Origin of the sequence: Stutzerimonas kunmingensis, assembly GCF_900114065.1 — a bacterium.
In the GTDB taxonomy this organism is placed as follows: domain Bacteria; phylum Pseudomonadota; class Gammaproteobacteria; order Pseudomonadales; family Pseudomonadaceae; genus Stutzerimonas; species Stutzerimonas kunmingensis.
This window is the reverse complement of sequence record NZ_FORS01000018.1, coordinates 1-25,283: the sequence shown is the minus strand read 5'-3', so window position 1 is coordinate 25,283 and position 25,283 is coordinate 1. Positions and strand designations below refer to the sequence as shown.

22 protein-coding genes and 1 rRNA gene are annotated in these 25,283 nt (G+C 62.2%); 18 read left to right on the top strand and 5 right to left on the bottom strand.

Annotated elements, in window-relative coordinates:
- The first annotated feature begins 184 nt into the window (after positions 1 to 184).
- A 5S ribosomal RNA gene (rrf, locus tag BM275_RS21450) occupies positions 185 to 300 on the top strand.
- Positions 301 to 790: 490 nt separating this feature from the next.
- On the opposite strand, the gene BM275_RS21445 is transcribed toward rrf, so the two are convergent.
- Positions 791 to 2,185 carry a class II fumarate hydratase gene (locus BM275_RS21445; protein WP_046622366.1) on the bottom strand — a complete coding sequence of 465 codons (1,395 nt, stop codon included), beginning with the start codon at positions 2,183 to 2,185 and terminating at the stop codon, positions 791 to 793.
- A gap of 146 nt (positions 2,186 to 2,331) precedes the next feature.
- On the opposite strand from BM275_RS21445, the gene BM275_RS21440 reads away from it, so the two are divergent.
- From BM275_RS21440 to BM275_RS21415, 6 genes are all read left to right on the top strand, one after another.
- The gene (locus BM275_RS21440) at positions 2,332 to 2,838 is read left to right on the top strand and encodes a DUF2059 domain-containing protein (protein ID WP_090523516.1); all 507 of its coding nucleotides are present in this window, start codon (positions 2,332 to 2,334) and stop codon (positions 2,836 to 2,838) included.
- An 11-nt stretch (positions 2,839 to 2,849) separates the two neighbouring features.
- Entirely contained in the window at positions 2,850 to 3,146 is a 297-nt protein-coding gene (locus tag BM275_RS21435) for a BolA family protein (RefSeq protein WP_014820626.1), read from the top strand.
- Positions 3,147 to 3,273: 127 nt separating this feature from the next.
- Positions 3,274 to 4,209: an oxygen-dependent tRNA uridine(34) hydroxylase TrhO gene (trhO, locus tag BM275_RS21430; protein ID WP_090523514.1), complete on the top strand. Its 936-nt coding sequence runs from the start codon at positions 3,274 to 3,276 to the stop codon at positions 4,207 to 4,209.
- A 62-nt stretch (positions 4,210 to 4,271) separates the two neighbouring features.
- The gene (locus BM275_RS21425) at positions 4,272 to 4,880 is read left to right on the top strand and encodes a DsbA family protein (RefSeq protein WP_255780021.1); all 609 of its coding nucleotides are present in this window, start codon (positions 4,272 to 4,274) and stop codon (positions 4,878 to 4,880) included.
- Positions 4,873 to 6,651, top strand: coding sequence for an ABC transporter ATP-binding protein (locus BM275_RS21420; RefSeq protein WP_090523512.1), 1,779 nt, complete (start codon positions 4,873 to 4,875; stop codon positions 6,649 to 6,651). The genes BM275_RS21425 and BM275_RS21420 overlap by 8 nt, the downstream gene beginning before the upstream one ends.
- A 230-nt stretch (positions 6,652 to 6,881) precedes the next feature.
- Positions 6,882 to 8,834, top strand: a complete 1,953-nt coding sequence (locus BM275_RS21415; RefSeq protein WP_090523509.1) for a methyl-accepting chemotaxis protein — start codon at positions 6,882 to 6,884, stop codon at positions 8,832 to 8,834.
- Positions 8,835 to 8,879: 45 nt separating this feature from the next.
- On the opposite strand, the gene BM275_RS21410 is transcribed toward BM275_RS21415, so the two are convergent.
- Positions 8,880 to 9,923, bottom strand: coding sequence for a metal-dependent hydrolase (locus BM275_RS21410; RefSeq protein WP_090523506.1), 1,044 nt, complete (start codon positions 9,921 to 9,923; stop codon positions 8,880 to 8,882).
- 136 nt (positions 9,924 to 10,059) lie between these two features.
- Between BM275_RS21410 and arfB the strand changes: the two genes are divergently transcribed.
- Complete coding sequence (arfB, locus tag BM275_RS21405; protein ID WP_046622352.1) at positions 10,060 to 10,473, top strand: alternative ribosome rescue aminoacyl-tRNA hydrolase ArfB; 414 nt, start codon at positions 10,060 to 10,062, stop codon at positions 10,471 to 10,473.
- 37 nt (positions 10,474 to 10,510) lie between these two features.
- On the opposite strand, the gene BM275_RS21400 is transcribed toward arfB, so the two are convergent.
- From BM275_RS21400 to BM275_RS21390, 3 genes are all read right to left on the bottom strand, one after another.
- On the bottom strand, positions 10,511 to 11,827 hold the full coding sequence (locus BM275_RS21400) for an MFS transporter (RefSeq protein WP_090523503.1): 1,317 nt from the start codon (positions 11,825 to 11,827) through the stop codon (positions 10,511 to 10,513).
- A 140-nt stretch (positions 11,828 to 11,967) separates the two neighbouring features.
- Positions 11,968 to 13,293: a DUF2254 domain-containing protein gene (locus BM275_RS21395; protein ID WP_090523501.1), complete on the bottom strand. Its 1,326-nt coding sequence runs from the start codon at positions 13,291 to 13,293 to the stop codon at positions 11,968 to 11,970.
- A 72-nt stretch (positions 13,294 to 13,365) separates the two neighbouring features.
- Entirely contained in the window at positions 13,366 to 14,259 is an 894-nt protein-coding gene (locus tag BM275_RS21390; RefSeq protein WP_090523498.1) for a LysR family transcriptional regulator, read from the bottom strand.
- A gap of 125 nt (positions 14,260 to 14,384) precedes the next feature.
- Here BM275_RS21390 and BM275_RS21385 point away from each other — a divergent pair, with 125 nt between their 5' ends.
- The 10 genes from BM275_RS21385 (at position 14,385) to BM275_RS21340 (ending at position 25,254) form a co-directional block, all read left to right on the top strand.
- Positions 14,385 to 15,206, top strand: coding sequence for an HTD2 family dehydratase (locus BM275_RS21385; RefSeq protein WP_090523496.1), 822 nt, complete (start codon positions 14,385 to 14,387; stop codon positions 15,204 to 15,206).
- Between the two features lie 249 nt (positions 15,207 to 15,455).
- Positions 15,456 to 16,619 (top strand): acyl-CoA dehydrogenase family protein, encoded by a 1,164-nt coding sequence (locus BM275_RS21380; protein WP_090523494.1) that lies wholly within the window; start codon positions 15,456 to 15,458, stop codon positions 16,617 to 16,619.
- A gap of 114 nt (positions 16,620 to 16,733) precedes the next feature.
- Positions 16,734 to 17,138, top strand: a complete 405-nt coding sequence (locus BM275_RS21375) for a VOC family protein (protein ID WP_090523492.1) — start codon at positions 16,734 to 16,736, stop codon at positions 17,136 to 17,138.
- Positions 17,135 to 18,487 (top strand): MmgE/PrpD family protein, encoded by a 1,353-nt coding sequence (locus tag BM275_RS21370; RefSeq protein ID WP_090523489.1) that lies wholly within the window; start codon positions 17,135 to 17,137, stop codon positions 18,485 to 18,487. Before BM275_RS21375 ends, BM275_RS21370 begins: the two co-directional genes overlap by 4 nt.
- A 130-nt stretch (positions 18,488 to 18,617) precedes the next feature.
- Positions 18,618 to 19,823, top strand: coding sequence for a CaiB/BaiF CoA transferase family protein (locus tag BM275_RS21365; RefSeq protein ID WP_090523488.1), 1,206 nt, complete (start codon positions 18,618 to 18,620; stop codon positions 19,821 to 19,823).
- 20 nt (positions 19,824 to 19,843) lie between these two features.
- Entirely contained in the window at positions 19,844 to 20,671 is an 828-nt protein-coding gene (locus BM275_RS21360) for an HpcH/HpaI aldolase/citrate lyase family protein (protein ID WP_090523485.1), read from the top strand.
- 54 nt (positions 20,672 to 20,725) lie between these two features.
- A complete protein-coding gene (locus BM275_RS21355; protein ID WP_090523482.1) occupies positions 20,726 to 21,718 on the top strand; it encodes a TRAP transporter substrate-binding protein in 993 nt (330 codons plus the stop codon).
- Positions 21,719 to 21,871: 153 nt separating this feature from the next.
- Positions 21,872 to 22,762 carry an alpha/beta fold hydrolase gene (locus BM275_RS21350; RefSeq protein ID WP_090523479.1) on the top strand — a complete coding sequence of 297 codons (891 nt, stop codon included), beginning with the start codon at positions 21,872 to 21,874 and terminating at the stop codon, positions 22,760 to 22,762.
- Between the two features lie 359 nt (positions 22,763 to 23,121).
- Positions 23,122 to 23,952, top strand: coding sequence for a hypothetical protein (locus BM275_RS22185; protein WP_139229600.1), 831 nt, complete (start codon positions 23,122 to 23,124; stop codon positions 23,950 to 23,952).
- A 285-nt stretch (positions 23,953 to 24,237) separates the two neighbouring features.
- Positions 24,238 to 25,254, top strand: coding sequence for an IS30 family transposase (locus BM275_RS21340; protein WP_090523474.1), 1,017 nt, complete (start codon positions 24,238 to 24,240; stop codon positions 25,252 to 25,254).
- The last annotated feature ends 29 nt before the right edge of the window (positions 25,255 to 25,283 follow it).

The following is a 25,283-nucleotide window of genomic DNA, read 5'->3' as shown; positions in this document are numbered from 1 at the left end:
GCTGTGAGGCGTTGAGCTAACCAATACTAATTGCCCGTGAGGCTTGACCATATAACACCCAAACAATTTGGCTGTTAGACGGAAAGTCGACAAACAGACCGAAAATCTGCACGAACACGCAATACCGATTCATCACATACCCGATTGGCTGCAGCGGCTAAACCCCGAGGCAGCAACTGAATTGCTTGACGACCATAGAGCGTTGGAACCACCTGATCCCTTCCCGAACTCAGTAGTGAAACGACGCATCGCCGATGGTAGTGTGGGGTCTCCCCATGTGAGAGTAGGTCATCGTCAAGCTCCTTTCCCAAACCCCCGACCCGCGTAAGCTGGTCGGGGGTTTGCTTTTGGGGCAGAGAAAAGCACAAGGTGCTAAGGCGGTGCTGGAATTGCCGATAGTGCAGCTGAACTGCAGTTATCTTGTGCTGTTTTTCGTCTAGCGCGTGCCTACGAAGTACCTTCCGCCAACCCTTCAATTGCATTGTTGCATTGCTGCATTGCAAGCTTATAAAGTTCATTCAGGTCGGATGCTTTGGGGTGGTGTTAAAATAGAAGCCTGCCCCCGACAACCACGTAGCGTTCAGTCCTAACACCCCCGAAGTGCTGGAGCAGAGCCAGCCGTTGGGTCTTGGCCGGCACTAGCTAATGCTTGAGCTGGAGCCTCCCGCAGCTGTCATCTAGATACATTGCTCTGGGCTGGGCTTAGGCAGCCCCAGCCGGCACAGCGCGACCTAAGGTTGGCGGCAGGCGTGTTGAGAGCACCCAGCAGACAGACGCTTCCGCTACACCGTTATTCCCTTTGTCCGGCTTCAAGCATCGTCTCTGGACGAACCCATTGATCGAACTCCTCGCTGGTAAGGTAACCAAGCTCCATGGCTGCTTCGCGCAATGTGGTGCCTTGCGCATAGGCCTTCTTGGCGATTTCAGCTGCCCGGTCATAGCCGATGTGAGGATTCAGTGCGGTTACCAGCATAAGCCCGCGTTCCAGATGCTCGGCCATACGCGCCGGGTCCGGCTCTAATCCGGAAATGCAATGAGCGTTGAAGTTGCGGCATCCATCGGACAGCAGTTGGACCGATTGAAGCAGGTTATGAATGATCACCGGCTTGAATACGTTCAATTGCAGATGTCCTTGACTCGCTGCAAAGCTGATCGTCATGTCATTGCCCATGACCTGGCAAGCGAGCATTGATAAGGCTTCGCATTGGGTTGGATTGACCTTGCCGGGCATGATCGAACTGCCTGGTTCGTTGGCTGGCAATCGCACCTCAGCGAATCCCCCGCGCGGACCGGAGCCGAGCAGACGAAGATCATTGGCCAACTTCATCAACGCGACGGCCAGCGTCTTCAGCGCACCGGACATCGCGACCAGCGGCTCATGTCCGGCCAGCGCGGCGAACTTGTTTGGGGCAGAGACGAAGGGGAGGCCCGAGAGAGCGGCCAGCTCCGCTGCGATGGCTTCGGCGAAGCCGTGTGGCGAGTTCAAACCGGTGCCTACCGCAGTACCCCCCTGCGCCAGTTCATAAACAGCCGGCAGGCACTGACGGATCGTGCGTTCTGCGATATCGAGCTGCGCGACGAACGCCGACATCTCCTGGCCGAAGGTAATCGGAGTTGCGTCCATCAGATGGGTGCGTCCGGTCTTGATCAGCTTGTTGTGTCGCACCGCAAGCTCTGCCAGTCCACCGGACAGTTCTGCAATGGCAGGCAGCAGTTGGCTGTGCACGGCTTTGGCGGCCGCAATGTGCATTGCTGTCGGGAAGCAGTCGTTGGAGCTCTGCGCGCGATTAACGTGATCGTTCGGATGGACTGGCGCCTTGCCGCCTCGGTTGCCGCCCGCCAGCTCATTGGCGCGACCCGCGATCACCTCGTTGACGTTCATATTGCTTTGCGTGCCGCTGCCGGTTTGCCAGACGACCAGCGGAAACTGGTCGTCGTGCTGACCATGCAGAACCTCATCCGCGGCTTGCTCGATCAGGCGCGCGATGTCGGGCGGCAGATCACCAATTCGATTGTTCACACGCGCTGCAGCTTTCTTGATCAGCGCTAACGCATGCAGCACCTGGATAGGCATTCGCTCGCTACCAATCGCGAAGTTGCTCAGCGATCGCTGCGTCTGTGCGCCCCAGTAAGCCTGTTCCGGTACTTCGACTTGCCCCAGACTGTCGGTCTCTATACGCGTCATGCCATGCTCCTGCTCGATATTGCTGGTTAGGCTGCCCTGCGGCATCGGCAGTTCCGTAGCTTTGCCTTCGGCCGCTTGAGGCATTGGAACTCCGAGCGCAGAATGTGTCCATTGAGGGCTACCTATAGCCAGCCCAAGGATTTCCAATGTCGACTTTTCGTGTCCAGACCCTGCGCGCTGCAGCGCTGTTCATCTGTATCAGTTCATCGGCTTTTGCCGATAGTGCGAGCCATGCGGGAAGTGCAGAACGTTTTCTGCAGCTTGCCAATGCTGACCGGCTCGCCGTACCTGTTTATGCCCAGGTGCAGCAGATGTTTGCGCAGCGTTTTGCCGAAGCGCAGGCGCCAGATACCAAGAAGGCGCTGCTCGAGCGCTATCAGGCTCAGGCCAATACTGCTTTGGACAAGGCTATAGGGTGGGACAAGCTGAAGCCGGATCTGGTCGCTTTGTACACCAGCCAGTTCTCCGAAACGGAACTGAATCAGCTGATCGATTTTTATGAGTCGCAACTCGGCAAGAAGATGCTCAGCAAGCTGCCGGAGCTCAATGCTCGCTCGGCTCAGCTTACCCAGGTCAAGTTGGAAAGCGCGGTGCCGGAAGTGAATAACCTGCTGTCCGAGATGACGGCCGAACTCGAGAAACAGAAGCCTTAAGAGACCCTGCTATGCGCAAGCTCGATTTGATCCAAGACGCCCTGCAAGCCTTGCAGCCCGAGCACCTTGAAGTGCTCGATGAAAGCCACACACACAGTCGCGGGCAGGAAACACATTACAAAGCCGTGATCGTCAGCGAGCAGTTCACTGGACTGAATTCGGTCAAGCGCCACCAAAAGGCTTATGCCGCGATGGGGGCACTGATGCAACAGATCCATGCCCTTGCGCTGCATACCTATACGCCTGAGGAGTGGGCGCAACAAGGCACGGCCCCGGCATCACCGGTTTGTGCTGGTGGGCATAAATAGCGCGCCGTCTCGCACGGGACCATTCTTGCCGTTCTTTGTTAGACTTCCTCCCCGCGCCGGCCCACGCCGGCGCTTTCGTTTGTATCCGGTCCACCCTTTACGCGGGTGACCACTGGCGGAAGTACCCATGACACGAAAAATCGTTGTGGCAGCGCTGTACAAGTTCGTATCGCTGCCTGATTACGTTGCGCTGCGCGAACCCCTGCTCGAAACCCTCACGCACAATGGCATCAAGGGCACCTTGTTGTTGGCCGAGGAGGGTATCAATGGCACGGTCTCCGGTACCCGCGAGGCCATCAATGCGCTGCTTAAATGGTTTCGGCTCGATGACCGCCTTACCGACATCGACCACAAGGAATCGTACTGCGACGAGCAGCCTTTCTATCGCACCAAGGTCAAGCTGAAGAAGGAGATCGTCACGCTCGGCGTTGAGGGTGTCGATCCGAATCGGCAGGTTGGAACCTATGTCGAGCCGCAAGACTGGAACGCGCTGATCGCCGATCCGGAAGTGTTGCTGATCGACACCCGTAACGACTACGAAGTGGCAATCGGTACGTTCGAAGGTGCGGTCGACCCGAAGACCAAATCGTTCCGAGACTTTCCTGACTACATCAAGGCTCACTACGACCCGGCAAAGCACAAGAAGGTCGCAATGTTCTGCACCGGCGGCATTCGCTGCGAGAAGGCGTCGAGCTATATGCTCGGTGAGGGCTTTGAGGAGGTTTATCACCTCAAGGGCGGCATCCTCAAGTATCTGGAGGAGGTGCCGGAGACGCAAAGTCGCTGGCAGGGCGACTGCTTCGTGTTCGATAACCGCGTGACCGTGCGGCATGATCTCAGTGTCGGCGAGTTCGATCTATGCCATGCCTGCCGCGCACCGCTATCCGTGGAAGATCGGCAATCGGAGCACTACGCTGCGGGTATCAGCTGTCCGCATTGCTGGGATACGTTAAGTGAGAAGACGCGCGCCGGAGCTCGCGAACGGCAGAAACAGATCGAGCTGGCGCGTCAACGCAATCAGCCGTATCCCATCGGCCGCGACCCGCGAAAACTAGACCGCTGAGCCAACTGGCTGCTGCGCCAGCCTGCCATTGGAGTATCGAAGTGGCCCGACTGATCTATGTGATGGACCCAATGTGCTCATGGTGCTGGGGATTCGCGCCGGTAATGACGGCGCTGGCCGAGCAAGCCGCGGCTCAGGGCGTATCGCTAGAGCTGAGGGTGGGCGGGCTGCGTCGCGAGCAGGGCGTTATGGATCAGGCAGGGCGGCAGCGCACGCTGTCCTACTGGCAGGCCGTGCACTCGGCGACAGGTCAGTCGTTCAATCTGGATAAGGGCTTGCCTGACGCGTTGATCTACGACACGGAGCCCGCTTGCCGTGCGCTTGTCGCTGCTCGCAGCCTCGATGAATCTCGCGTCTGGTCGCTGTCATTGGCGATTCAGCAGGCGTTCTACCAGCACGGGTTCGATGTGACCCTGCCAGCGGTGCTGGTGGACCTGGCCGAGACCGCAGGTCTTTCGCGGAGTCAGTTCGCCGAGCGTTATGACGACCCGGCCACCACGGCAGCCACCGTGGCCGACTTTACCTGGGTCGAGAACCTCGGCATTGCCGGCTTCCCCACACTGCTGGCAGAGCACGAAGGGCAACTGGCGCTGGTCACCAACGGCTATCAACCGCTGTCTGCACTAAGCCCGCTACTGGAACGCTGGCTGGAGCGTAACGCCCATGCCTGACCAACTCAGCTGGGCAGAGATACGCCGGCTCGCATTGCACCATCGCAAAGCGCTGATCCTGGCGAATCTGGTTGCCGTGCTGGCGACGCTCTGCAGTGTGCCGATTCCGTTGCTGCTGCCGCTGTTGGTCGACGAGGTGCTGCTCGGAGCGGGCGACTCGGCGCTGCAGATCATGGATCGCTTTCTGCCTGCCAGCTGGGAAACCGCTGTCGGCTATATCGGGCTCATGCTCGGCGTGACCCTGGTATTGCGGTCTTCTGCGCTGGTGTTCAACGTGCTGCAGGCGCGCCTGTTCGCTCGGCTTTCGAAGGACATCGTTTATCGCATTCGCGTGCGGCTGATCGAGCGGCTCAAGCGCATTGCCCTGGCGGAATACGAAAGCCTCGGCGGCGGCACGGTGGCGGCGCACCTGGTCACTGATCTGGAGACTATCGACAAGTTCATCGGCGATACTCTCAGCCGTCTGCTGGTGGCCGTGCTGTCGATTTTCGGCACGGCGGCCGTTCTGGTGTGGATGCACTGGCAGCTGGCGTTGTTGATTCTCCTGTTCAATCCGCTGGTGATCTACGCCACGGTGCAGCTGGGCAAGCGCGTAAAGCACCTGAAGAAGCTGGAGAACGACAGCACGTCGCGCTTCACCCAGGCGCTCACGGAAACCCTCGACGCCATCCAGGAAGTGCGCGCCGGCAACCGGCAGGGTTTCTTCCTCGGTCGCCTGGGTTTGCGCGCGCGGGAGGTACGCGACTACGCGGTTGCTTCGCAGTGGAAGACCGACGCGTCCAACCGTGCCAGTGGCCTGCTGTTCCAGTTCGGCATTGACGTGTTTCGCGCCGCGGCAATGCTCACTGTGCTGTTTTCCGATCTGTCGATCGGCCAGATGCTGGCGGTCTTCAGCTACCTCTGGTTCATGATCGGTCCGGTGGAGCAACTGTTGAGCCTGCAGTACGCCTTCTACGCAGCTGGCGGTGCGCTGGGCCGCATCAACCAGCTGCTGGCGCGGGCGGACGAGCCGCAGTACGCCGGAGGACGCGATCCTTTCGCCGGCCAGACGACGGTGGCGATCGATGTACGAGGTCTGCGCTTTGCCTATCAGGATGAACCGATTCTGGAAGGGCTTGATCTCAGCATCGCGCCGGGCGAGAAGGTCGCAATCGTCGGAGCCAGCGGTGGCGGCAAGAGCACCCTGGTGCAACTGCTGCTGGGCCTCTATCAGCCGCAGGCCGGGCAGATCCAGTTCGGCGGCGTGGCGCTTGAAGAGATCGGGCTGGGCACTGTGCGCGACAACGTTGCAGTGGTGCTGCAGCACCCTGCGTTGTTCAACGACAGTGTGCGAGCCAACCTGATGATGGGCCGCGAGCGAGATGACGACGCCTGCTGGCGGGCGCTGGAGATCGCTCAGTTGGCCGATACCATTCGTCAATTACCGAACGGTCTGGACAGCATCGTCGGCCGTTCCGGTGTGCGTCTGTCCGGCGGTCAGCGGCAGCGCCTGGCCGTAGCACGCATGATCCTGGCCGAGCCGAAGGTCGTGATTCTCGATGAAGCCACCTCTGCGCTGGATGCGGCGACGGAGTATGCCCTGCACCAAGGCCTCAATCGTTTCCTTCAGGGGCGTACGACGCTGATCATTGCCCATCGCCTGTCGGCGGTGAAACAGGCGGATCGCGTACTGGTCTTCGACGGTGGCCGCATCGCCGAAGACGGCGGCCACCAGCAGCTCATCGCCGAGGGTGGGCTTTACGCTCGGCTCTATGGGCACCTGCAGCACTAGCTGTCGCAGGCACGTCATTCACCCGCAGCGGGTCACCGAGTTCGCCGCTGGGGCTTGGCTGAAAGCCGCAGCTGATCCGCACCCATAACACCCTGGCGTCGGCCGCGACAGGGGAAGGTCGTTGGCACTTACCGTCAGTCTTAAGGCGCCAAAAATATCCAGCCGCAACGCTCAACTATTAGTAATCTCTGCCGACTTCCCGTTCGTGCCTCTTTTGTGGAACTTCTCTGATGGAACCAGTGCTGAATTCACTCACTAATCTCTCGGTCGGCAAAAAGCTCATCGGTGGTTTCGGCCTGGTACTGCTGCTCACGCTTGGAGTGGCCGGTACCGGGTTCGTTGCCGTCGATGAAATCCTTGGCCGGGCCCGGCAGATCGAGCAGCTTTCCAGCGTCAACGCCTCCATTCTGGCGGCGCGTGGTGCCGAGCGGGACTACGCGCTGACCCGTCAGTCGTCTTCGGCCGAGGCGTTGCATGGCTCGCTGCAGCAACTGAATCAGAAGCTCGCCGGCCTGACCACCAGCTCCGATGCCGCCGAGCGGGCCTATCTGACGCGGATCAGCCAGGGTGCGGATGAATACGCGCAAAAGTTCGACCGCTACATGCAGTTGATCGAACGCGGCGTGGCGCTACGTACGCGGATGCAGGAGGCCGCTCAGGTCAGTCGCGAGGAGTTCGAGTTCATCGAGCTGGACATGTACGACGCGGTACGGGTGCTGCGGCTGGAGGGAGATCGGCTCAAGGGAAGCGATCCGCTGACCGTCGCCGAGGCGACTTCGGGCCTGACCAAGCAGATCCTGGACATGCGTACCCTGGAGAATGTCTACGTTGCCAATAGCTCGGATGAAGCAGCCACCAGCTGGAGCGACTCGCACGGGAACGTGACCACCATCGGCAGCAATCTCAAGATCTGGCTGAACGATGACCAGAAGGCTTCCATGGACAAGGCTCTGGCCGAGCTGGACCAGTACAGGCTGGCGTTCGACGAGTTCCGTCAGAATCGTAGCGAACGCCTCGCGCTCGAACAGTCAATGGCCCAGCAGTCCGAAGTAGTGATCGCAGCTGCCGACGAGGCCTTGGCCAATGCCAGCAGCGCCATGCAGCAACAGAAAGGCAGCAGCTACATGTTGCTCGGCGTGATTGGCGCGCTGGCCATTCTCGTCGGCCTGCTGGCCGCCACGGTGATCTCGCGAATGATCGTCGGCCCGCTTCGGAGCACCGTCCAGCAGGCCCAGCGGGTCGCCAGCGGTGATCTGACGTACTCCGCGGCAAGCTCGCGTCGTGATGAGGTCGGGCAACTGCAGAACGCCATGCACGACATGACCGAAAGCCTACGCAATCTGATCGGCCGCATCGGTGGCGGCGTAAGCCAGATCGCTGCAGCCGCCGATCAGCTCTCGGCCGTGACTGCGCAGACCAGCGCAGGCGTACAGACTCAGCGCGTCGAGACCGAGCAGGTGGCCACCGCGATGCACGAGATGGCTGCGACGGTGCAGGAGGTTGCACGCAATGCCGAGCAGGCTTCCATTGCCGCGCGCCAGGCGGATCAGCAGGCGCGGCAGGGCGATCTTGTGGTGCAGGATGCAGTCGGACAGATCGGCAACCTGGCCGGCGAGGTGAATCAGTCGGCGCATGCGATCGAAGCGTTGCACGCCGAAAGTGGACGCATCGGTAGCGTGCTCGAGGTGATTCGAGCGGTTGCCGAGCAAACCAATCTGTTGGCACTCAATGCGGCCATCGAAGCGGCCCGTGCCGGCGAGCAGGGCCGCGGCTTCGCCGTGGTGGCTGACGAGGTTCGTGCCCTGGCGCGGCGTACTCATGATTCCACCGAGGAAATCGAGGGGCTCATCGCCAACCTACAGCGGGTTGCGCAGCAGGCGGTGGAGCAGATGCAGAGCAGTCGTGGCCTCACTCAAAGGACCGTAGATCTGGCCAACGAGGCCGGCGTCGCGCTTGGGCGCATTACGGAGTCGGTTTCGACCATCGAGCAGATGAACCAGCAGATCGCGGCAGCTGCCGAGCAGCAGAGCGCCGTGGCCGAGAACATTTCCGAGAGCGTGACCCGCGTGCGGGATATCGGTGACCAGAGCGCCAGTGCCACCGAGCACACCGCCAGTGCCAGCGCCGAGCTGGCACGCCTGGGACTGGAATTGCAGGAACTGGTTCGTCAGTTCCGCACCTGACCCGAGTAGGGGTGTATGCGGCTCAAGCTCCTTGAGCCGCTTTCTTCAGCGACCGCCGTTCAGTTCAGCGGCCCAGGCGGCCAGAGGCAGCGCTGGCTCCTGCTGCCAGATGCGCTGCCACAGGCTGACCAAGCGGCTCATGTCGCCCCGGTTGGCCGGCAGTCGTTCGGGTTGCGCGATAAGCTGCCAGCCTTCGGCAGAGCGCTCTGCCAGTGGAAAGCGGAATGGATGAAAGCCGGTCATGCCCAGCCGCAGGTCGGTCACCAGTAGCTGATCGCCATCCACGTCATAGCGCAGCACGTTTCCGGTAAACCACTTCAAGCGTTCGTGCTGCTCTGAGCCATTGAGCTCGGCGGCCAGCTGCGCGTTGCGTGGAAGCCGCACGAGGCTGGGTGGTGCAGCATCCCACCAGCTGACCAGCGTTTCGTAATAGTGCTCGCCATCGACCAGAATCACCCGCCACAGCAGGCTGTTGAAGGGTGTTGGTGTGCTGAACATCTGCTCCGCCTGGATCCCCTGGCTAGCCATGGTCGCCTGCACGCGGTGCTCGGCCATCTGTTTGCCGGCCAGCGTGAACCCCAGATAACAGGTGGAAATGGCCAGGGCGTAGGCGGGCCATCTGGCCCTGCGTCCGCGCAGGCCAAACAGCAGACCCGCCAGCACCGCAATGAGCAGTGGCACGCTGTACAGCGGGTCGATGATGAACACGCTGGACCAGGCGATAGGCGGCGTGATCAGTGGCCAGAGCAGCTGCGTGCCATAGCTGGTGAAGGCGTCCAGCAGGACGTGAGTGATCAGCACCAGCCAGATGCCGAAGAACAGTCGTGTACCGGTGTATCGCTCGTCTGGGCGGAATCGCCTGATCAGCCAGGTCAGCAGAACGGCGAGCAGACTCAGCACGAACAACGAATGGCTGAAGCCGCGGTGATAGGTCATGTTGGCGACCGCATCGCCGTAGTCGATGACCACATCGAGGTCCGGCAGGGTCCCGAGCACCGCGCCGTAAACGAGCGCCTTGCGACCCTGCCAGCGACCGAGCATCGCGCCTTGTACACTGGCACCGAGTAGAGCCTGGGTGATCGAGTCCATGTTCAGATCCGTTGGGGCGGGCGTTTACCTTAGCCGAACGGCTGCCGGCAGCTGACGGCCAATGTTCTAAAAAGTGTGTCAGTGGCGCGCAGGTCATAGGACAATCACCGACACCCATCGTCCGCCGCGAGCTTTCATGCTGGAAATTTCCAATGCCGTGCAGTTGCCGGATGCCGAGATCGAACTGACTGCCATCCGCGCCCAGGGTGCGGGCGGGCAGAACGTCAACAAGGTTTCCAGCGCGTTGCACTTGCGCTTCGACATCCAGGCGTCGTCATTGCCGCCGTTCTACAAGGAGCGGCTGCTGGCCCTGCGCGATAGCCGGATCACCAGCGAAGGCGTGGTCGTCATCAAGGCGCAGCGGTATCGAACCCAGGAGCACAACCGCCTCGATGCGCTGGAGCGACTGGCTGAATTGATTCGCAGCGTGGCCAAGGTGGAGAAGGCGCGCCGCCCGACCAAGCCGACGCTCGGCTCGAAGAAGCGCCGGCTTGAAGGCAAGACCAAGCGCGGCGCGATCAAGGCGGGGCGAGGCAAGGTCGACTTCTGATCGGCCTGTGTCGCCACGCCGCCCGCGGAGCAGCCGGCTACAGGGTGCCGGTCCGTGGTGGCATCGGCTCGTCCTGCGCGACCGGATGCTCGTCGACCATTTCCGCCTCGTTGTCTGGCGCAGCATCAGCTTCGACTTCCGGGGTGTCGGGCATCAGCTCCAGCACGGTATGGCTGGTACGCAGCATGGGTGTGAAATGACCGTGCGGCTCGGTGACCAGATCCACTACGCGACGCGGGCGCCAGAACGAGTAGATCGCGAGGATGCCCAGCGACACGGCGAAGAACAGCGGCAGGGCGATATGGCCGAACAGGTGCATCAGACCACCGGCGACCACCGGGCCGAACGCTGCACCGAAGCCGTTGGCCAGCAACAGGCCGCTGGAACCCGAAAGAATTTCATCCGGGTGCAACTGATCGACCATCTGCGCAACGGCGATCGAATAGATCGAAAATGCCAGCCCGCCCCAGAGAAACATCAGCCCCAGCAGCAGCGAGCCGGACAGGATCGGTGTGATCACCAGCGCCAGGACCGCGGCGATCGCTACCACCCAGAGCAGCACGACGCGCCGGTCATGCTTGTCCGAGAACAACCCGATCGGCCATTGCAGCACCGCGCCGCCGAGAATCGTGATGCTCATCAGCAGGCCGACACCGGCGGCATCGAAACCGACCTGGCTCGCATATACCGGCGCCAGACCCCAGAAACCGCCCAGCGTGAGCCCGGAAATACCGGCCGCCATCAACGGCAGCGGGGCGATGCGCGCCAGTTGCAGCAAATCGGTGGCTGGCATGTCCGGCAGCGCGGGTTGCGCCTGGCGGGTCAGGGTGATCGGCATCAGCGCGCTGCTGATGAGGATGGCGGCCAGCGCGAACAGCGTGAAATTCATCGGTGTGTCGAGGCTCAACAGCTGTTGGGCAGCCGCCAGCGCGCCGAGGTTGACCGCCATGTACAGCGCGAACACCTGGCCGCGCTTCTCGCCGCTGACCTGCGCGTTCAGCCAGCTTTCGATGACCATGTACAGCGTGACCAGCGACACCCCGTAGAGCACCCGCAGCACCAGCCACACCCACGGGTTGACGATCAGCACGTGCACCAGTACGGCGACCGCCGCCAGCGCGGCATAGAAGGCGAAGGTGCGGATGTGGCCGATGCGGCGGATCAGCGAGGGCGCCAGCCAGGTGCCGATCAGGAAGCCGGCGAAATAGCCGGACATCAGCAGGCCGATCATGCCGGTGGAGTAGCCTTCGGCAACGCCGCGCAGCGTAAGCAAAGTATTGAGCAGCCCGTGCCCGAGCAGGAGCAGAGCCACGCCAGCGAGCAGGGAGCTGATAGGTGCGATCAAGGTTTTCATCGGGACACCCTAAATAACGAGATGGCTGAAAACAAGTCGCGGCGCGTCCTGCGTCGAGCACAACGAAATGCAACTGTTTGATTTGTAGATGATTGAGGCGGGCCGGGCTGTCGTGCCTCCGCCCAGGGCAGAGCGCATGTTCAGGACTCCCGCGTCAGCGTGTTCTCCAGCGGCTCGGCGTGACGCACAGCCTGGTTCAGTAACTGCACAGCCTCGGCTACGGCGCAGCGATCCAGCGCGCCGTTCAGCGAGGTGGATGCCTGTTCGAGGATCGCCTGGGCGTGGTGCAGGATCACCCGTTCGTCCTCGGCGTCCGTCGCGCTGAAGAGGAGGTTCTTGCACGCCTGAAGCAGGGTCAGCAGCACCTGCAGGTCCTCTTTGCCGTATGCACGCAGCGAGCCGAAGGCCAGCAGGAGCATCTGATGCAGATCGAGCTCGCTGAGGAAGACCCGTGGCGCACCCTGTTCGGGGGCGACATCGTAGTCCGGCAACTTCATTCGTTCGCTGAGCAGCACGCCTATCATGTCGATCGCCTTGATCGCCGTTCCCGGATCATTGATGCCTGGGCTTAGCGCGCGTACGGCAATCTCGATGATCTGCTTGAAGCCGAAGAAAAAATGCCGGTGGGCGTATTCCTCGACGTAGAAATCGAAACAGTCGAGCAACTGCGTGACGCATTGTTCGTCCAGCTCTTTGCTCAGCCGGATCAACGGATGGCCGGGCATGACGAAAAAGCCGTAGTGCACCTGCACGGTCATACAGGCGTCCTGTTCGTTGAGCAGATCCTGCACCGCAGAGATGTTCAGCGCCTTGAAATAGCCGGAGCGCCGCGCCCGGACGGTCTGCCAGCCGCTGTCGTCCGGCCAGTCGGCGACTTCGCAACGCTCCAGTCGCTCCCGTCGTTGTTGCAGCTGGGCGTAGGTCTGCTTGTAAACGCGATTGAGGATGTAATCCACCTGGATCGACAGCGATATGGAGCGAATGAAGTACACGAACAAACACAGGCAGATCACCGCGAGCCCCAGCGCCAGGAAGATGCCCAGGCTCGGTACGTTGATGTCGTCGCCTTCCTGAATGGTCGAGATCAGCATCAGCGAATCGATGATCGTGCCGAGATAGACGCCGAGCACCACTTGATGGCTGCGGCTGCTGATCAGCCCGGGAATGACTCGCGGTGACAGCGACGAGGCGGCCGAGTTGAGCACCACCATCACCATCGAGAAGCTGAACACCATCAGCGAAATGATCCCGCCGACCAGCGTGCCGAGGATCAACCGGGCGTTCTCGGCGTTCTTCACCAGCCCCAGATCCAGGTCTTCCTTGTACGGCTGCAGCCAGGTCATCTCCAGCAGGATCGTAACGACGCAAAGGACGGCCAAGCCGAGGGCGATCAGGGTCGGGTAGAAGGCGATGCTGCCGGTGACTCGGTGATACAGCCGGAACAGTCGATTGGTCAGTGCGGACATGGTGGCTCCCTGCGATGGTCCGCCGAAGCGGGGCTACCCGCCTTTCGGCAGCATCCGGCGCGTAACGTTCGCTCACGCCTTGTCGTCGGGAACGAGAGTCGCGATCAGTGCACGAACGCTACCGGGCAGCGCGTCCAGTTCGCGAACCAGAATGCTGCGCTCGCGCACCGCCCAGGGTTCGTCCAGTGCCACCAGCGCAAGCTGCATGGTGCGGCTGTGCCGCCTTGCCGCGGATTCGGGAATGATGCCGATGCCCACACCGGCCTCGATCATCCGGCACACCGCTTCGAAGCTGGAGACCTGGATGCGCAGCGATAGCTGACCACCGAGTTTTTCCACCTGATCGCGCAGGAAGGTCAGCAGCGTACTGCCCTCATGCAGGCCGATATGTTGGTAGGCCAGCGTCTGGCGCAGCGTGACCTGTCGCTCGCCCGCCAGCGGATGGCCGATCGGCACGGCGAGCAACAGGCGGTCTGTGCTGAAGTGCAGCACCTGCAGTCCCTCGGCGCGCACCGGCCCGGCGATGATACCCATGTCCGTGCTGCCGTCGAGCACGCCACGGACGATGTCGCGGCTCAGCCGTTCCTGCAGGTCAACGGTCACGCCAGGGCGTTCGGCGAGAAAGCCGGCCAGCACTTCCGGCAGGAATTCGGTCACGGCCGTAGTGTTGGCGAAGATGCGGATATGTCCGGCTGAGTCGGTACCGTATTCGGTGAACTCGCTCTTCAAGTAATCGACCTGACGCATGATCAGCCGTGCGTGCTGTAGCAGCTTGTGTCCGGCCGGCGTCAGCTCGACACCGCGGCTGTCGCGATAGAGCAGGCGGCTGTCGAGCTGGCTTTCCAGCGCCTTGATGCGAGCGCTGGCCGCTGCCGGTGACAGATGGGCACGGCGCGCGCCCTGAGTCAGGCTCGGGGATTCGGCGATATGAATGAACAGGCGCAGGTCCGCCAGATCGAAATGCACGCTTGATACCGGTACTTGGAGCGGCGTTCAGCTTAGCCGAACGCCGGTGTCGGTAAATACAAATTCACGGAACGCCGCCGTCGTAGCATTCTCCAGCGAAACAAAGACAACGACCGGAAGCCGCAATGACCGATATCTCTGCCTGGATTGGCCGTAGCGAAGAAGTGCACGACCAGCTCAGCCGCAACCTGCTGATGCGCATCGCCGCCACATTCGGCGAAACCACCCCCGCTCATGGCGAGGCGTTGCCGCCGTTGTGGCAATGGTGCTTCTTTCAGGAGCCCATCGCCGAGAGCGGCCTGGGCGAGGATGGTCACCCGGCGCGCGGCGGCTTCCTGCCCCCGGCCGATAACCGCAACCGCATGTGGGCCGGCGGCCGGGTCGAGTTTCTTCGTCCGCTGGAAGCCGGTGGCGAGGCGCGGCGGGTATCGACCATCAAGCACATCGAGGAAAAACACGGGCGCACCGGTGCGCTGCTGTTCGTCACCGTGCAGCACGACTACTTGCAGGACGGTCGTCTGGCCATCCGCGAAGAGCAGGACATCGTCTACCGTGAGCCCAGCCCACCGAAGACCAGCAGCGGCGAACCCATGGTCGCCGGTGGGTGGCGCGAGGCGGTAACGCCGACGCCGACGCTGCTGTTCCGCTATTCGGCGGTCACCTTCAACGGCCATCGCATCCATTACGACTGGCCCTACGTCACCGAGGCCGAGGGCTACGCCGGTCTGGTCGTTCACGGCCCGCTGATCGCCACGCTCAACCTGCGCGCCTTTTGCCGCGCCAATCCCGATGCCCGCCTGCGCCGCTTCGCCTACCGCGGCCTGCGCCCGCTGATCGCACCGCAGCCGTTCGAGGTCGGCGGTCGCATCGTGGCGCCGGGCAAGGCCGAACTCTGGGCCGGCGATCACAACGGCCTGGCGCAGAAAGCCGAAGTGGAATTCGACTGAGGTGTATGGCGGGACTCCGCCCCCTCACCCTAACCCTCTCCCCGAGGGGGCGAGGGGACTGCATCTGCGGGGTGGTCAGGGGCGCAGGTGATAGTCGTCCCGCGGAAGAAAGTCTGGTGAGCCTCAAGCTGAGTGCGCTACCAGGCAGTCCAGCCAAACGCGAATGCAGCCCCCTCTCCCGGAGGGAGAGGGCTGGGGTGAGGGGGAGAGGCAAGCCACTCGACATCGCCCGTTTTCTGAGGAACTGAGATGACCCCGAACAAGACCGAAGAACTGAGCTTCATCCGCGAAGGCGTGCGCGCCCTCTGTGCCGAATTCCCCGCCGAGTACTGGCGCAGGATCGACGAGGAGAAAGGCTTCCCGGAAGCCTTCGTCACGGCCATGACCGAGGCCGGCTGGCTCTCGGCGATGATCCCGGAAGAATATGGCGGCTCGGGCCTGGGCCTGGCCGAAGCCTCGGTCATCCTCGAGGAGGTCAACCGGTGCGGCGGCAACTCCGGGAGCATCCATGGGCAGATGTACAACATGTTCACCCTGCTCAGAAACGGCAGCGAGGAGCAGAAGCGCTACTACCTGCCGAAGCTGGCCAGCGGCGAGCTGCGGCTGCAGTCCATGGGCGTCACCGAGCCGACCACCGGCACCGACACCACCAAGATCAAGACCACCGCGGTGCGCCAGGGCGACAAGTACGTAATCAATGGGCAGAAGGTGTGGATCTCGCGTATCCAGCACTCCGATCTGATGATCCTGCTGGCGCGCACCACGCCGCTGGCCGAGGTGCAGCGCAAGTCCGAAGGCATGTCGATCTTTCTCGTCGACCTGCGCGAGGCCATCGGCAACGGCCTGACCGTGCAGCCGATCGCCAACATGGTCAACCACGAGACCAACGAGTTGTTCTTCGACAATCTGGAGATTCCCGCCAGTAGCCTGATTGGCGAGGAGGGCAAGGGTTTTCGCTACATCCTCGACGGGCTGAATGCCGAGCGCACGCTGATCGCCGCCGAGTGCATCGGGGATGGCCGCTGGTTTGTCGAGAAGTCCGCGCAGTACGCGCGCGACCGTGTGGTGTTCGGCCGGCCCATCGGGCAGAACCAGGGCGTGCAGTTCCCCATCGCCGAAGCGCATATCGAGATCGAAGCTGCGGACCTGATGCGCTGGCGCGCCTGCGAGGAATACGACAGCGGCCGCAACGCCGGAGCCGCGGCCAACATGGCCAAGTACCTGGCAGCTAAGGCCAGCTGGGAGGCGGCCAATGCCTGCCTGCAGACCCACGGCGGCTTCGGCTTCGCCAACGAATACGACGTCGAGCGCAAGTTCCGCGAGACCCGGCTGTACCAGGTGGCGCCGATCTCCACCAACCTGATCCTGTCGTACGTGGCCGAGCACTTGCTCGAGTTGCCGCGCTCGTTCTAACGGAGCCAAACGTAGGGTGGAAAACGGCGAAGCCTTTTTCACGCGTATCGAACAGGCGACACAGGTGGTGGAAATGCTTCGCGATTTCCACCCTACGAAAGAGGGAAGTGCGTCATGAATATCAGCCACATCGACCATCTGGTCCTCACCGTCGCCGATATCGAAAAGACGGTGGACTTCTACACCCGCGTGCTCGGCATGCAGCTGGTGACCTTCCGCGAAGGGCGCAAGGCGCTGACCTTTGGCAATCAGAAGATCAATCTGCATCAGGCCGGGCGCGAGTTCGAGCCCAAGGCCGAACGGCCCACGCCCGGTTCGGCGGACCTGTGCTTTATCGTCGCCACGCCATTGGATCGAGTCATTGCGCATCTGGAAACGCAGGGCGTCTCGATCATCGAAGGCCCAGTGCAACGCACCGGCGCGACCGGACCGATCCGCTCAGTGTACCTGCGCGACCTCGACCAGAACCTCATCGAACTGTCCAATCCGTTAGAGAATCCGCTGGAGCCCAACGCATGAGCCAGCACACCCGTGCCCTGACCGAATTCCTCGCCGGGCTCGCCTATGAGCAGATCCCCGAACCGGTGCTCGCCCGCACCGAAGACCTCTTTCTCGACTGGCTCGGCTCGGCCCTGGCCAGCGCCGGCTCGCATCCGATTCCGCTGTTCGAGCGTTACGCGCAGAGCATGGGCCCGACCGACGGGCCGGCGCGCATTCTGGTCAACGGCCAGAGCAGCTCGGCCTATTTCGCCGCGCTGGTGAATGCCGCCAGTTCGCACCTGGTGGAGCAGGACGACCTGCACAACAGTTCCGTGCTGCACCCGGCCACGGTGGTGTTTCCCGCTGCGCTGGCGGCGGCGCAGGATCTCGGCAAGTCCGGCCGCGAGCTGCTGGTGGCCTCGGTGGCCGGCTACGAGGCGGGCATCCGCATCGGTGAGTTCCTCGGCCGCTCGCATTACCGCATCTTCCACACCACCGCGACGGTCGGCACCCTGGCCGCGGCGGTGGCCGTCGGCAAGCTGATGGATTTCGACCAGCAGCAGTTCACCCATCTGCTCGGCAGCGCCGGTACGCAAGCGGCGGGGCTGTGGGAGTTTCTCCGTGACGCGGCGGACTCCAAGCAGCTGCACACCGCCAAGGCGGCTGCCGATGGCCTGCTCGCCGCCTACCTGACCGCCGATGGCCTGACCGGCGCGCAGAACATACTCGAAGGCGAGCAGGGCATGGCGGCGGGCATGTCCAGCGATGCCGAGCCGAGCAAGCTGTCCGACCGGCTCGGCAGCCGCTGGGCGCTGGCGGAAACCTCCTTCAAGTTCCACGCTTCCTGCCGCCATACCCACCCGGCGGCCGATGCGCTGCTGGCGCTGATGCAGCGCGAGGGGCTCGGGGCCGATGACATTGCCTCGGTCACCACCCGCGTGCACCAGGGCGCGATCGACGTGCTCGGCCGCGTGACGGTGCCGCAGACGGTGCATCAGGCCAAGTTCTCCATGGGCACCGTGCTGGGGCTGATCGCCCTGTACGGCAAGGCCGGCCTGACCGAATTCCACAGCCATGCGCTCAGCGACCCGCGCGTCGGCGAGTTCCGCGAGAAGGTCTCGATGACGCTTGATCCCGAGGTGGACGGCGCCTACCCGGCACGCTGGCTCGGTCGCGTCGAAGTGACCACCGCCGATGGCCGCACGCTGCACGGCACCATCGACGAACCCAAGGGCGACCCGGGCAACACGTTGAGTCGCGCCGAGCTGGAGGACAAGTTCCGCCGCCTGGTGCAGTTCTCCGCGGCGCGTAGCGTTGACCAGGCGGGCGCGCTGATCGATACGGTCTGGCGCCTGCGCGAGCTGCAGCGGCTGGACGCATTGGCCTGAACTGAATCGTAGGGTGGATGACGGCGAAGCCTCATCCACCAATGTGGCGCCAGAGCTCCAGGGGCTGGAACAAACGCGTGGAAAAGGCGTTGCCCTTTTCCACCCAACGCCGAATTTGCAGGAACCGAACATGAACGACACCCAAGGCAAACCCCGCCCACTCGATGGCATCACCGTGGTCAGCCTCGAGCACGCCATCGCCGCGCCGTTCTGCACGCGCCAGCTGGCCGACCTCGGCGCACGGGTGATCAAGATCGAGCGGCCCGGTGCCGGGGACTTCGCCCGCGGCTACGACGAGCGGGTCGACGGCCTGGCCTCGCATTTCGTCTGGACCAACCGCTCCAAGGAAAGCCTGAGCCTGGACGTGAAACAGGACGCCGCTGCCCAGGTGCTCGACCAGCTGCTGGCGGGTGCCGATGTGCTGGTGCAGAACCTGGCGCCCGGTGCCGCGGCGCGTATGGGGCTGTCCTTCGACGCGCTGCACGAGCGTTTCCCGCGGCTGATCGTCTGCGACATCTCCGGCTACGGCGAGGGCGGCCCCTACGAGCAGAAGAAGGCCTATGACCTGCTGATCCAGAGCGAGGGCGGCTTTCTCTCCGTAACCGGCGGCCCAGGCGAAACCGAGATGGCCAAGGCCGGCTGCTCCATCGCCGATATCGCCGCGGGCATGTACGCCTACACCGGTGTGCTCTCGGCGCTGATGCTGCGCGACAAGACGGGCGAGGGCAGCCGCGTCGACGTTTCCATGCTCGAAAGCCTGGTGGAGTGGATGGGCTACCCGCTGTACTACGCCTACAAGGGCGCAACGCCGCCACCCCGTGCCGGCGCCGCGCACGCCACCATCTACCCCTACGGCCCATTCCCCACCGGCGACGGCGGCACGGTGATGCTTGGCTTGCAGAACGAGCGCGAGTGGCTGCTGTTCTGCGAAAAGGTTCTGCTGCAACCCGCGCTTGCCAGCGATGAGCGCTTCTCCAGCAACTCGCAGCGCTCGGACAATCGTGAGGCATTGCGCGCGATCATCGTCGAAACTTTCGCCGGTCTTAGCGCCGAAGAGGTGATTGCCCGGCTCGACGCCGCACCAATCGCCAATGCCCACGTCAACGACATGGCCGGTGTCTGGGCGCATCCGCAGCTCCAGGCCCGCCAGCGCTGGAGCGAGGTGGACAGCCCGGCCGGTCGCTTGCCTGCGCTGCTGCCGCCGGGACGCAACAGCGCCTTCGCCCCGCGCATGGATCCGATCCCCGCGCTGGGCCAGCACACCGACAGTCTGCTGGCCGAGCTGGGTTACGCCCCCGGCGACATTCAGCGCTTGCACGAGCAGGGCGCGGTATGAGCATGCCCAGGAGCCAGCCCATGAACTCATCGATCATCCGTAGCGCGCTGTTCGTCCCGGCGACCCGCCCGGAGCGCATTCCCAAGGCGCGGGCGAGCGGCGCCGACGTGGTCATCGTCGACCTCGAGGATGCGGTCGCGGAGAACCTTAAGGCAGAGGCGAGGGGCAACCTCGATGCCTTCCTCGCTGCCAACCCGGAGGCGCGCCTGCTGGTGCGCATCAACGCGCCGACCCATGCCGAGCAGGCCGCGGACCTGGCGCTCTGTGCCCGTCATGCCGGAGTCGCCGGCGTGCTGCTGCCGAAGGTCGAAAGCGCGGTGCAGGTTGCGCTGGCGGCCAGCTGCGGCAAGCCGGTCTGGCCAATCGTCGAAAGCGCCCGCGGGCTGGCCAATCTGGCGGAAATTGCCCATGCCCAGGGTGTCGAGCGGCTGTCCTTCGGCGCGCTGGACCTGGGCCTCGATCTCGGCCTGGCCAATGGCACCGCCGGCGCCGAGCGCATGCTTGACCAGGCACGCTATGCGCTGCTGCTGCAGTCGCGATTGGCCGGGCTGGCAGCACCGCTGGACAGCGTCTTTCCCGACATCAAGAACCTCGAAGGCCTCGCCCGTGCCGCTGCCGACGCGCGTGACATGGGCTTTGGCGGCCTGCTGTGCATCCATCCGAGCCAGGTGGCCGTGGTGCACGAAACCCTGATGCCCAGTGCCGCGGAACTGGACTGGGCGCAACGCATCCTCGCCGCCGGAGCTTCCGGCGATGGGGTTTTCGTGGTGGACGGACAGATGGTCGACGCCCCCGTCATCGGCCGTGCCCGTCGCCTGCTGCAACGTGCCGGGCAAGCGGTGCCCTGACCGCAACGCTTGCCCGCGAAACGTACCAATCGACAAAAACAAGAGGGTACTTCCATGCTGAGTAACAAGCTCAAGGCACTCGCCTGCGCGCTTTCTTTCACCGTTGCCGGGCTGGTGCATGCCGCCGATCCCGTGACCATAAAGTTCGCCCATGTGGTGGCGGACAACACACCGAAGGGGCAGGGCGCCCTGCTGTTCAAGAAACTCGCCGAGGAACGTCTGCCGGGCAAGGTGAAGGTCGAGGTCTATCCGAACTCCTCGCTGTTCGGCGACGGCAAGGAAATGGAGGCCCTGCTGCTCGGTGACGTGCACATGCTGGCGCCCTCGCTGGCCAAGTTCGAGCATTACGCCAAGGCCATTCAGATCTATGACCTGCCGTTCCTGTTCGACGACCTGGCGGCAGCCGATCGTTTCCAGAGCGGCCCGCAGGGCAAGGCGCTGCTGCGCGCGATGGAGGACAAGAACATCACCGGCCTGGCCTACTGGCACAACGGAATGAAGCAGCTTTCGGCGAACAAGCCGCTGCGCGAGCCGAAAGATGCCCGCGGGCTGAAGTTCCGCGTACAGGCCTCGGCAGTGCTCGACGAGCAGTTCAAGGCGGTGCGCGCAAACCCTCGCAAGATGAGTTTCGCCGAGGTCTACCAGGGCTTGCAGACCGGCGTGGTCAATGGCACCGAGAACACCTGGTCGAACTATGAAAGCCAGAAGGTGCACGAGGTCCAGCCTTACATGACCGCCTCCGACCACGGCCTGATCGACTACATGGTCATCACCAACACCAAGTTCTGGAGCGGCCTGCCGGAAGACGTGCGCGGCGAGCTGGAAACGATCATGGAAGAGGTCACCGCCGAGGTTAACCGCCAGGCGGACGAACTCAATCAGAAGGCGCGCCAGACCATCGCCGCCTCCGGCAAGACCGAGATCATCGAACTGTCCCCCGAGCAGCGCGCCAAATGGCGCGAGGCGATGAAGCCGGTGTGGAAGAAGTTCGAGGGTGATATCGGTGCCGCGCTGATCGAAGCGGCGCAGTCAGCCAACCGCTCCTGACACCAAGCCAGCCGCCTGGGCGGGGCGCAATGTGATCCCGCCCAGGTTCTCATCCGTCAACCATGCGGCGCCCATCCAGATGAGACGGGCCTGCTTTTTTTACCCAGACGAACGCTTATGCTGGCCGCTCGACCAACGTAAGGAGACGCCGGCATGAGTCGCTATGCCTTTGTCAGCACGCCGGTGCTGGATATCGCTTATCTCGAATGGAATCCCCGTGGCCAACAGGTCGCCGTGCTCGTACACGGCTGGCCGGATTGTGCCGAGAGCTGGACCGAGGTCGCCGAGCGCCTGGCCGCAGCGGGCTACCGGGTGCTCTGCCCGACACTGCGTGGCTTCGGCCAGACACGCTTCACTGATCCGCTGACCCCACGCAGCGGTCAGCTCGCCGCACTGGGCCGAGACCTGCTGGACTTCATCGACGCGCTGCGCCTCGACCAGCCGGTGCTGGTCGGCCATGACTGGGGCGCACGGGCGGTGGCGAACGCCTGCGGGCTGCGCCATCACGCCGCCGCACGGCTGGTAATGCTCGCGGTGGGCTACGGCACCAATGACCCGAACCAGCACATCTCGCTCAGCCAGGCGCGCAACTACTGGTACCACTGGTACATGGCCACCCCGCGCGGCGAGCAGACGGTAATCGAGGATCGCGCGGCCTTCACGCGACTGCTGTGGGATACCTGGTCACCGGCCGGCTGGTACAGGGAGGCGGATTTCATCCAGGCGCTGGAGGCGTTCGACAACCCGGACTGGGCTGCCGTGGTACTGCACTCCTATCGCCACCGCTGGGGCTTCGTCGACGGCGATCCTGCCTATGCATCGGACGAGGCGCTGCTGCAACCGGCCCCGGTGCTCGCCGTGCCAACGCTGGTGCTGCACGGCGAGGCCGATACCTGCAACGCACCGGAAACCTCGGCCGGGCGTGAGGCCCTGTTCAGCGGTCCATACCACCGTCAGTTGCTGCCAGGCGTCGGCCACTTCCCCCAGCGCGAGGCGCCACAGGCAGTAGCCGAGGCGATCCTACAGTTCTGTCAGGGGGATTGAGCCGTTGCTAGATGCTACGAACTGAGAGAACTTGTTTTTCCGGACTGCAAAAACTGTCGTCGGCTTTGCTTGACCTGTCGGTTTGTCTCCGCGGAAGACGGTTTGGGGATATCGACAGCTTATCTAGCGGCAATGGTTGAGAGTGTCCGTAAGGTCGCAGGAGGCTCGAGCTAGAGGCTTGAAAAGGTGAATGGAGTCCTATCAACCACTCCCCTTCGTCAGCTATGCACCGACTGGTGCCTAATATAGCTATGCACCGACTGGTGCCTAATATAGCTATGCACCATTGGTGACTATTCATAGTGTGCGGCTACGAAGTTATCGGCATGGTGGAGAAAAAAGAATAGCAGGAGATTTTGATGCGACGGCGATGGGGTACACCTGAAGAACAAATCAAGAAGCTCGAGCAGGAACTATGTTCGGCCCGATACGCGATTGTGGGCTTGGCGCCAGTTGCTTATCGACAAGTTTTAACTAGCTACTACCACTGCAGTGATCGGTCTGAGTCTTACCATTGGTTAGATTCGGTGGTTGAACAAATAATAGAAACAGTGGAGGCACTGCCAGACGAGAAGGGGGCGCTCTTTGGGGCTCGGGCCTATTGTCCGCTGTGTGGCGAAGGAACTTCTTCCGCCTATGAAAGAGGGTATGCTTTGCCTGAAGGGCTGCGTAGGCACCTAACGGGCTGGGGCAAATCTCAGATATGTGTGGTAACGGAAGCCGCGCATCAGCTCGCGCTCGATCACTTTCATGACGAGTTCAGCGCGGCTGAAGAGGCACAGAAGCTAGAGCAGCAAAAAATAAAAAATGAGCGAATGCAGCGCGAAATTTTGATTCGAACTGGTCCGACAAGCAAACCAGAGCTGTTGGGCGAAACCGGATATTTTGGCGAACCGCGCAAGCCAAGTGATTGGGTAAAGGCAGAGTCGCGTTTAGTTGAGCTCGGATTTCAAATGTCAGAAGAGGAGCGCGTGCGGCAATATGTACTCGATGCCGAAGAGTACGGAGTTTATGCAGATCCTCGAAGCAACAAGGAAATAGAATTTCGCGTCTATCGAAAGCCATTTCCGAAGTACGTCTCGCGGACACGCGTTCGCGCATGTTCCCGGTTCGTGATCAAAGATTCTTGGAAGAATGATATCCAGGGTAAGTTCCAAGCAAGGTTGGAAAAGGCGTTAACCGAACTGTGAGTGCTGCAGGGGGAGTTTGACTCGCCGGCCATTTTGCTGTGACGAAAAAGTTGTCGCCTCGAACACTCCTGAGTTCAAGCGTTAGGTTTCTCTAGCAGATACGGAGTTGTCCTCGATGAAGGAAGACATCGGCTTGCCGAAAATATACATTGAAAAAATAAAAAACAGCTACAGTCTTCATTGGGATTACCAATCAAGCGAAGCCAGCAATATTCTTTTTCAAAAGAAGGGGCGGCCGCGGAAACTGAGTGCAACACCTGAACCTTTCGGTAAGGTGTCGGCCCTATGTCCTATCACGAACTCAGCATTGAAGAACGCGTCACGATCCAGATCGGCCAGCTGAACGGCTTGAGTCAGCGAGCAATCGCCGGTCTGTTGGGCCGTAGTCCATCCACAGTCAGCAGAGAGCTGCGTCGTAACAGTAGGCCGAAAGCTGCGTACGTTGCCCATGCTGCTCAGAGCCGAACTCTTTCCCGGCGCAAGGCCTGTCGGCCGAAGCGAAGGTTGCTGCCCGGCAGCGAACTGTTTGAGCTGGTTATCGCCCTGTTGCGCCAACGCTTTTCTCCAGAGCAAATTGCCGGCAAGCTGCGCAGCATGAGCATTCCCAGTTTTGAAGACGCCTACGTCTGTCGTGAGACCATCTATAACGCGATCTACGCCTTGCCGGTTGGCGAGTTGCGTAAGGAGCTGATCATCTGCCTGCGTCAGGGCAAGAGCTCGCGAAGACCTCGCAGTGGCGGCGTTGACCGTCGTGGGCAAATTCCCGACATGGTCAGTATTCACGTGCGCCCGCCTGAAATTGAAGACCGCCTTATGCCAGGACACTGGGAAGGTGACCTGATCAAAGGCAAGGCCAATGCATCGTCTGTCGGTACATTGGTTGAACGGACCAGCGGCTACTTGATGCTGGTGAAGATGCGCGACGCGACGGCCACGTCGGCGATGGAGGGCTTCAGTGCAGCGCTTAATCGGATGCCGTTGGCGGTGCGCAAGAGCATGACTTACGACCAGGGCCGGGAGATGGCCAAGCACGCCGAGATCACGCAAAACACTGGTGTAGCCATTTACTTCTGCGACCCGCATAGCCCTTGGCAGCGAGGCAGTAACGAGAACATCAACGGCTTGATTCGCCAGTTCCTGCCCAAGGGCACAGATCTGTCGGTACACAGCCAGGAGCAGCTGGATGAGATCGCTTACCTGATGAACATTCGCCCGCGCAAACGCTTCAACTGGAAGTGCCCGATTGAAGTCATGACAGAGGTGGTAGGAATGCATCATGCTGCGCCTGCTTCAATTCAATAACCGTGTTGCACTCAGCCCCTGCAACCGCC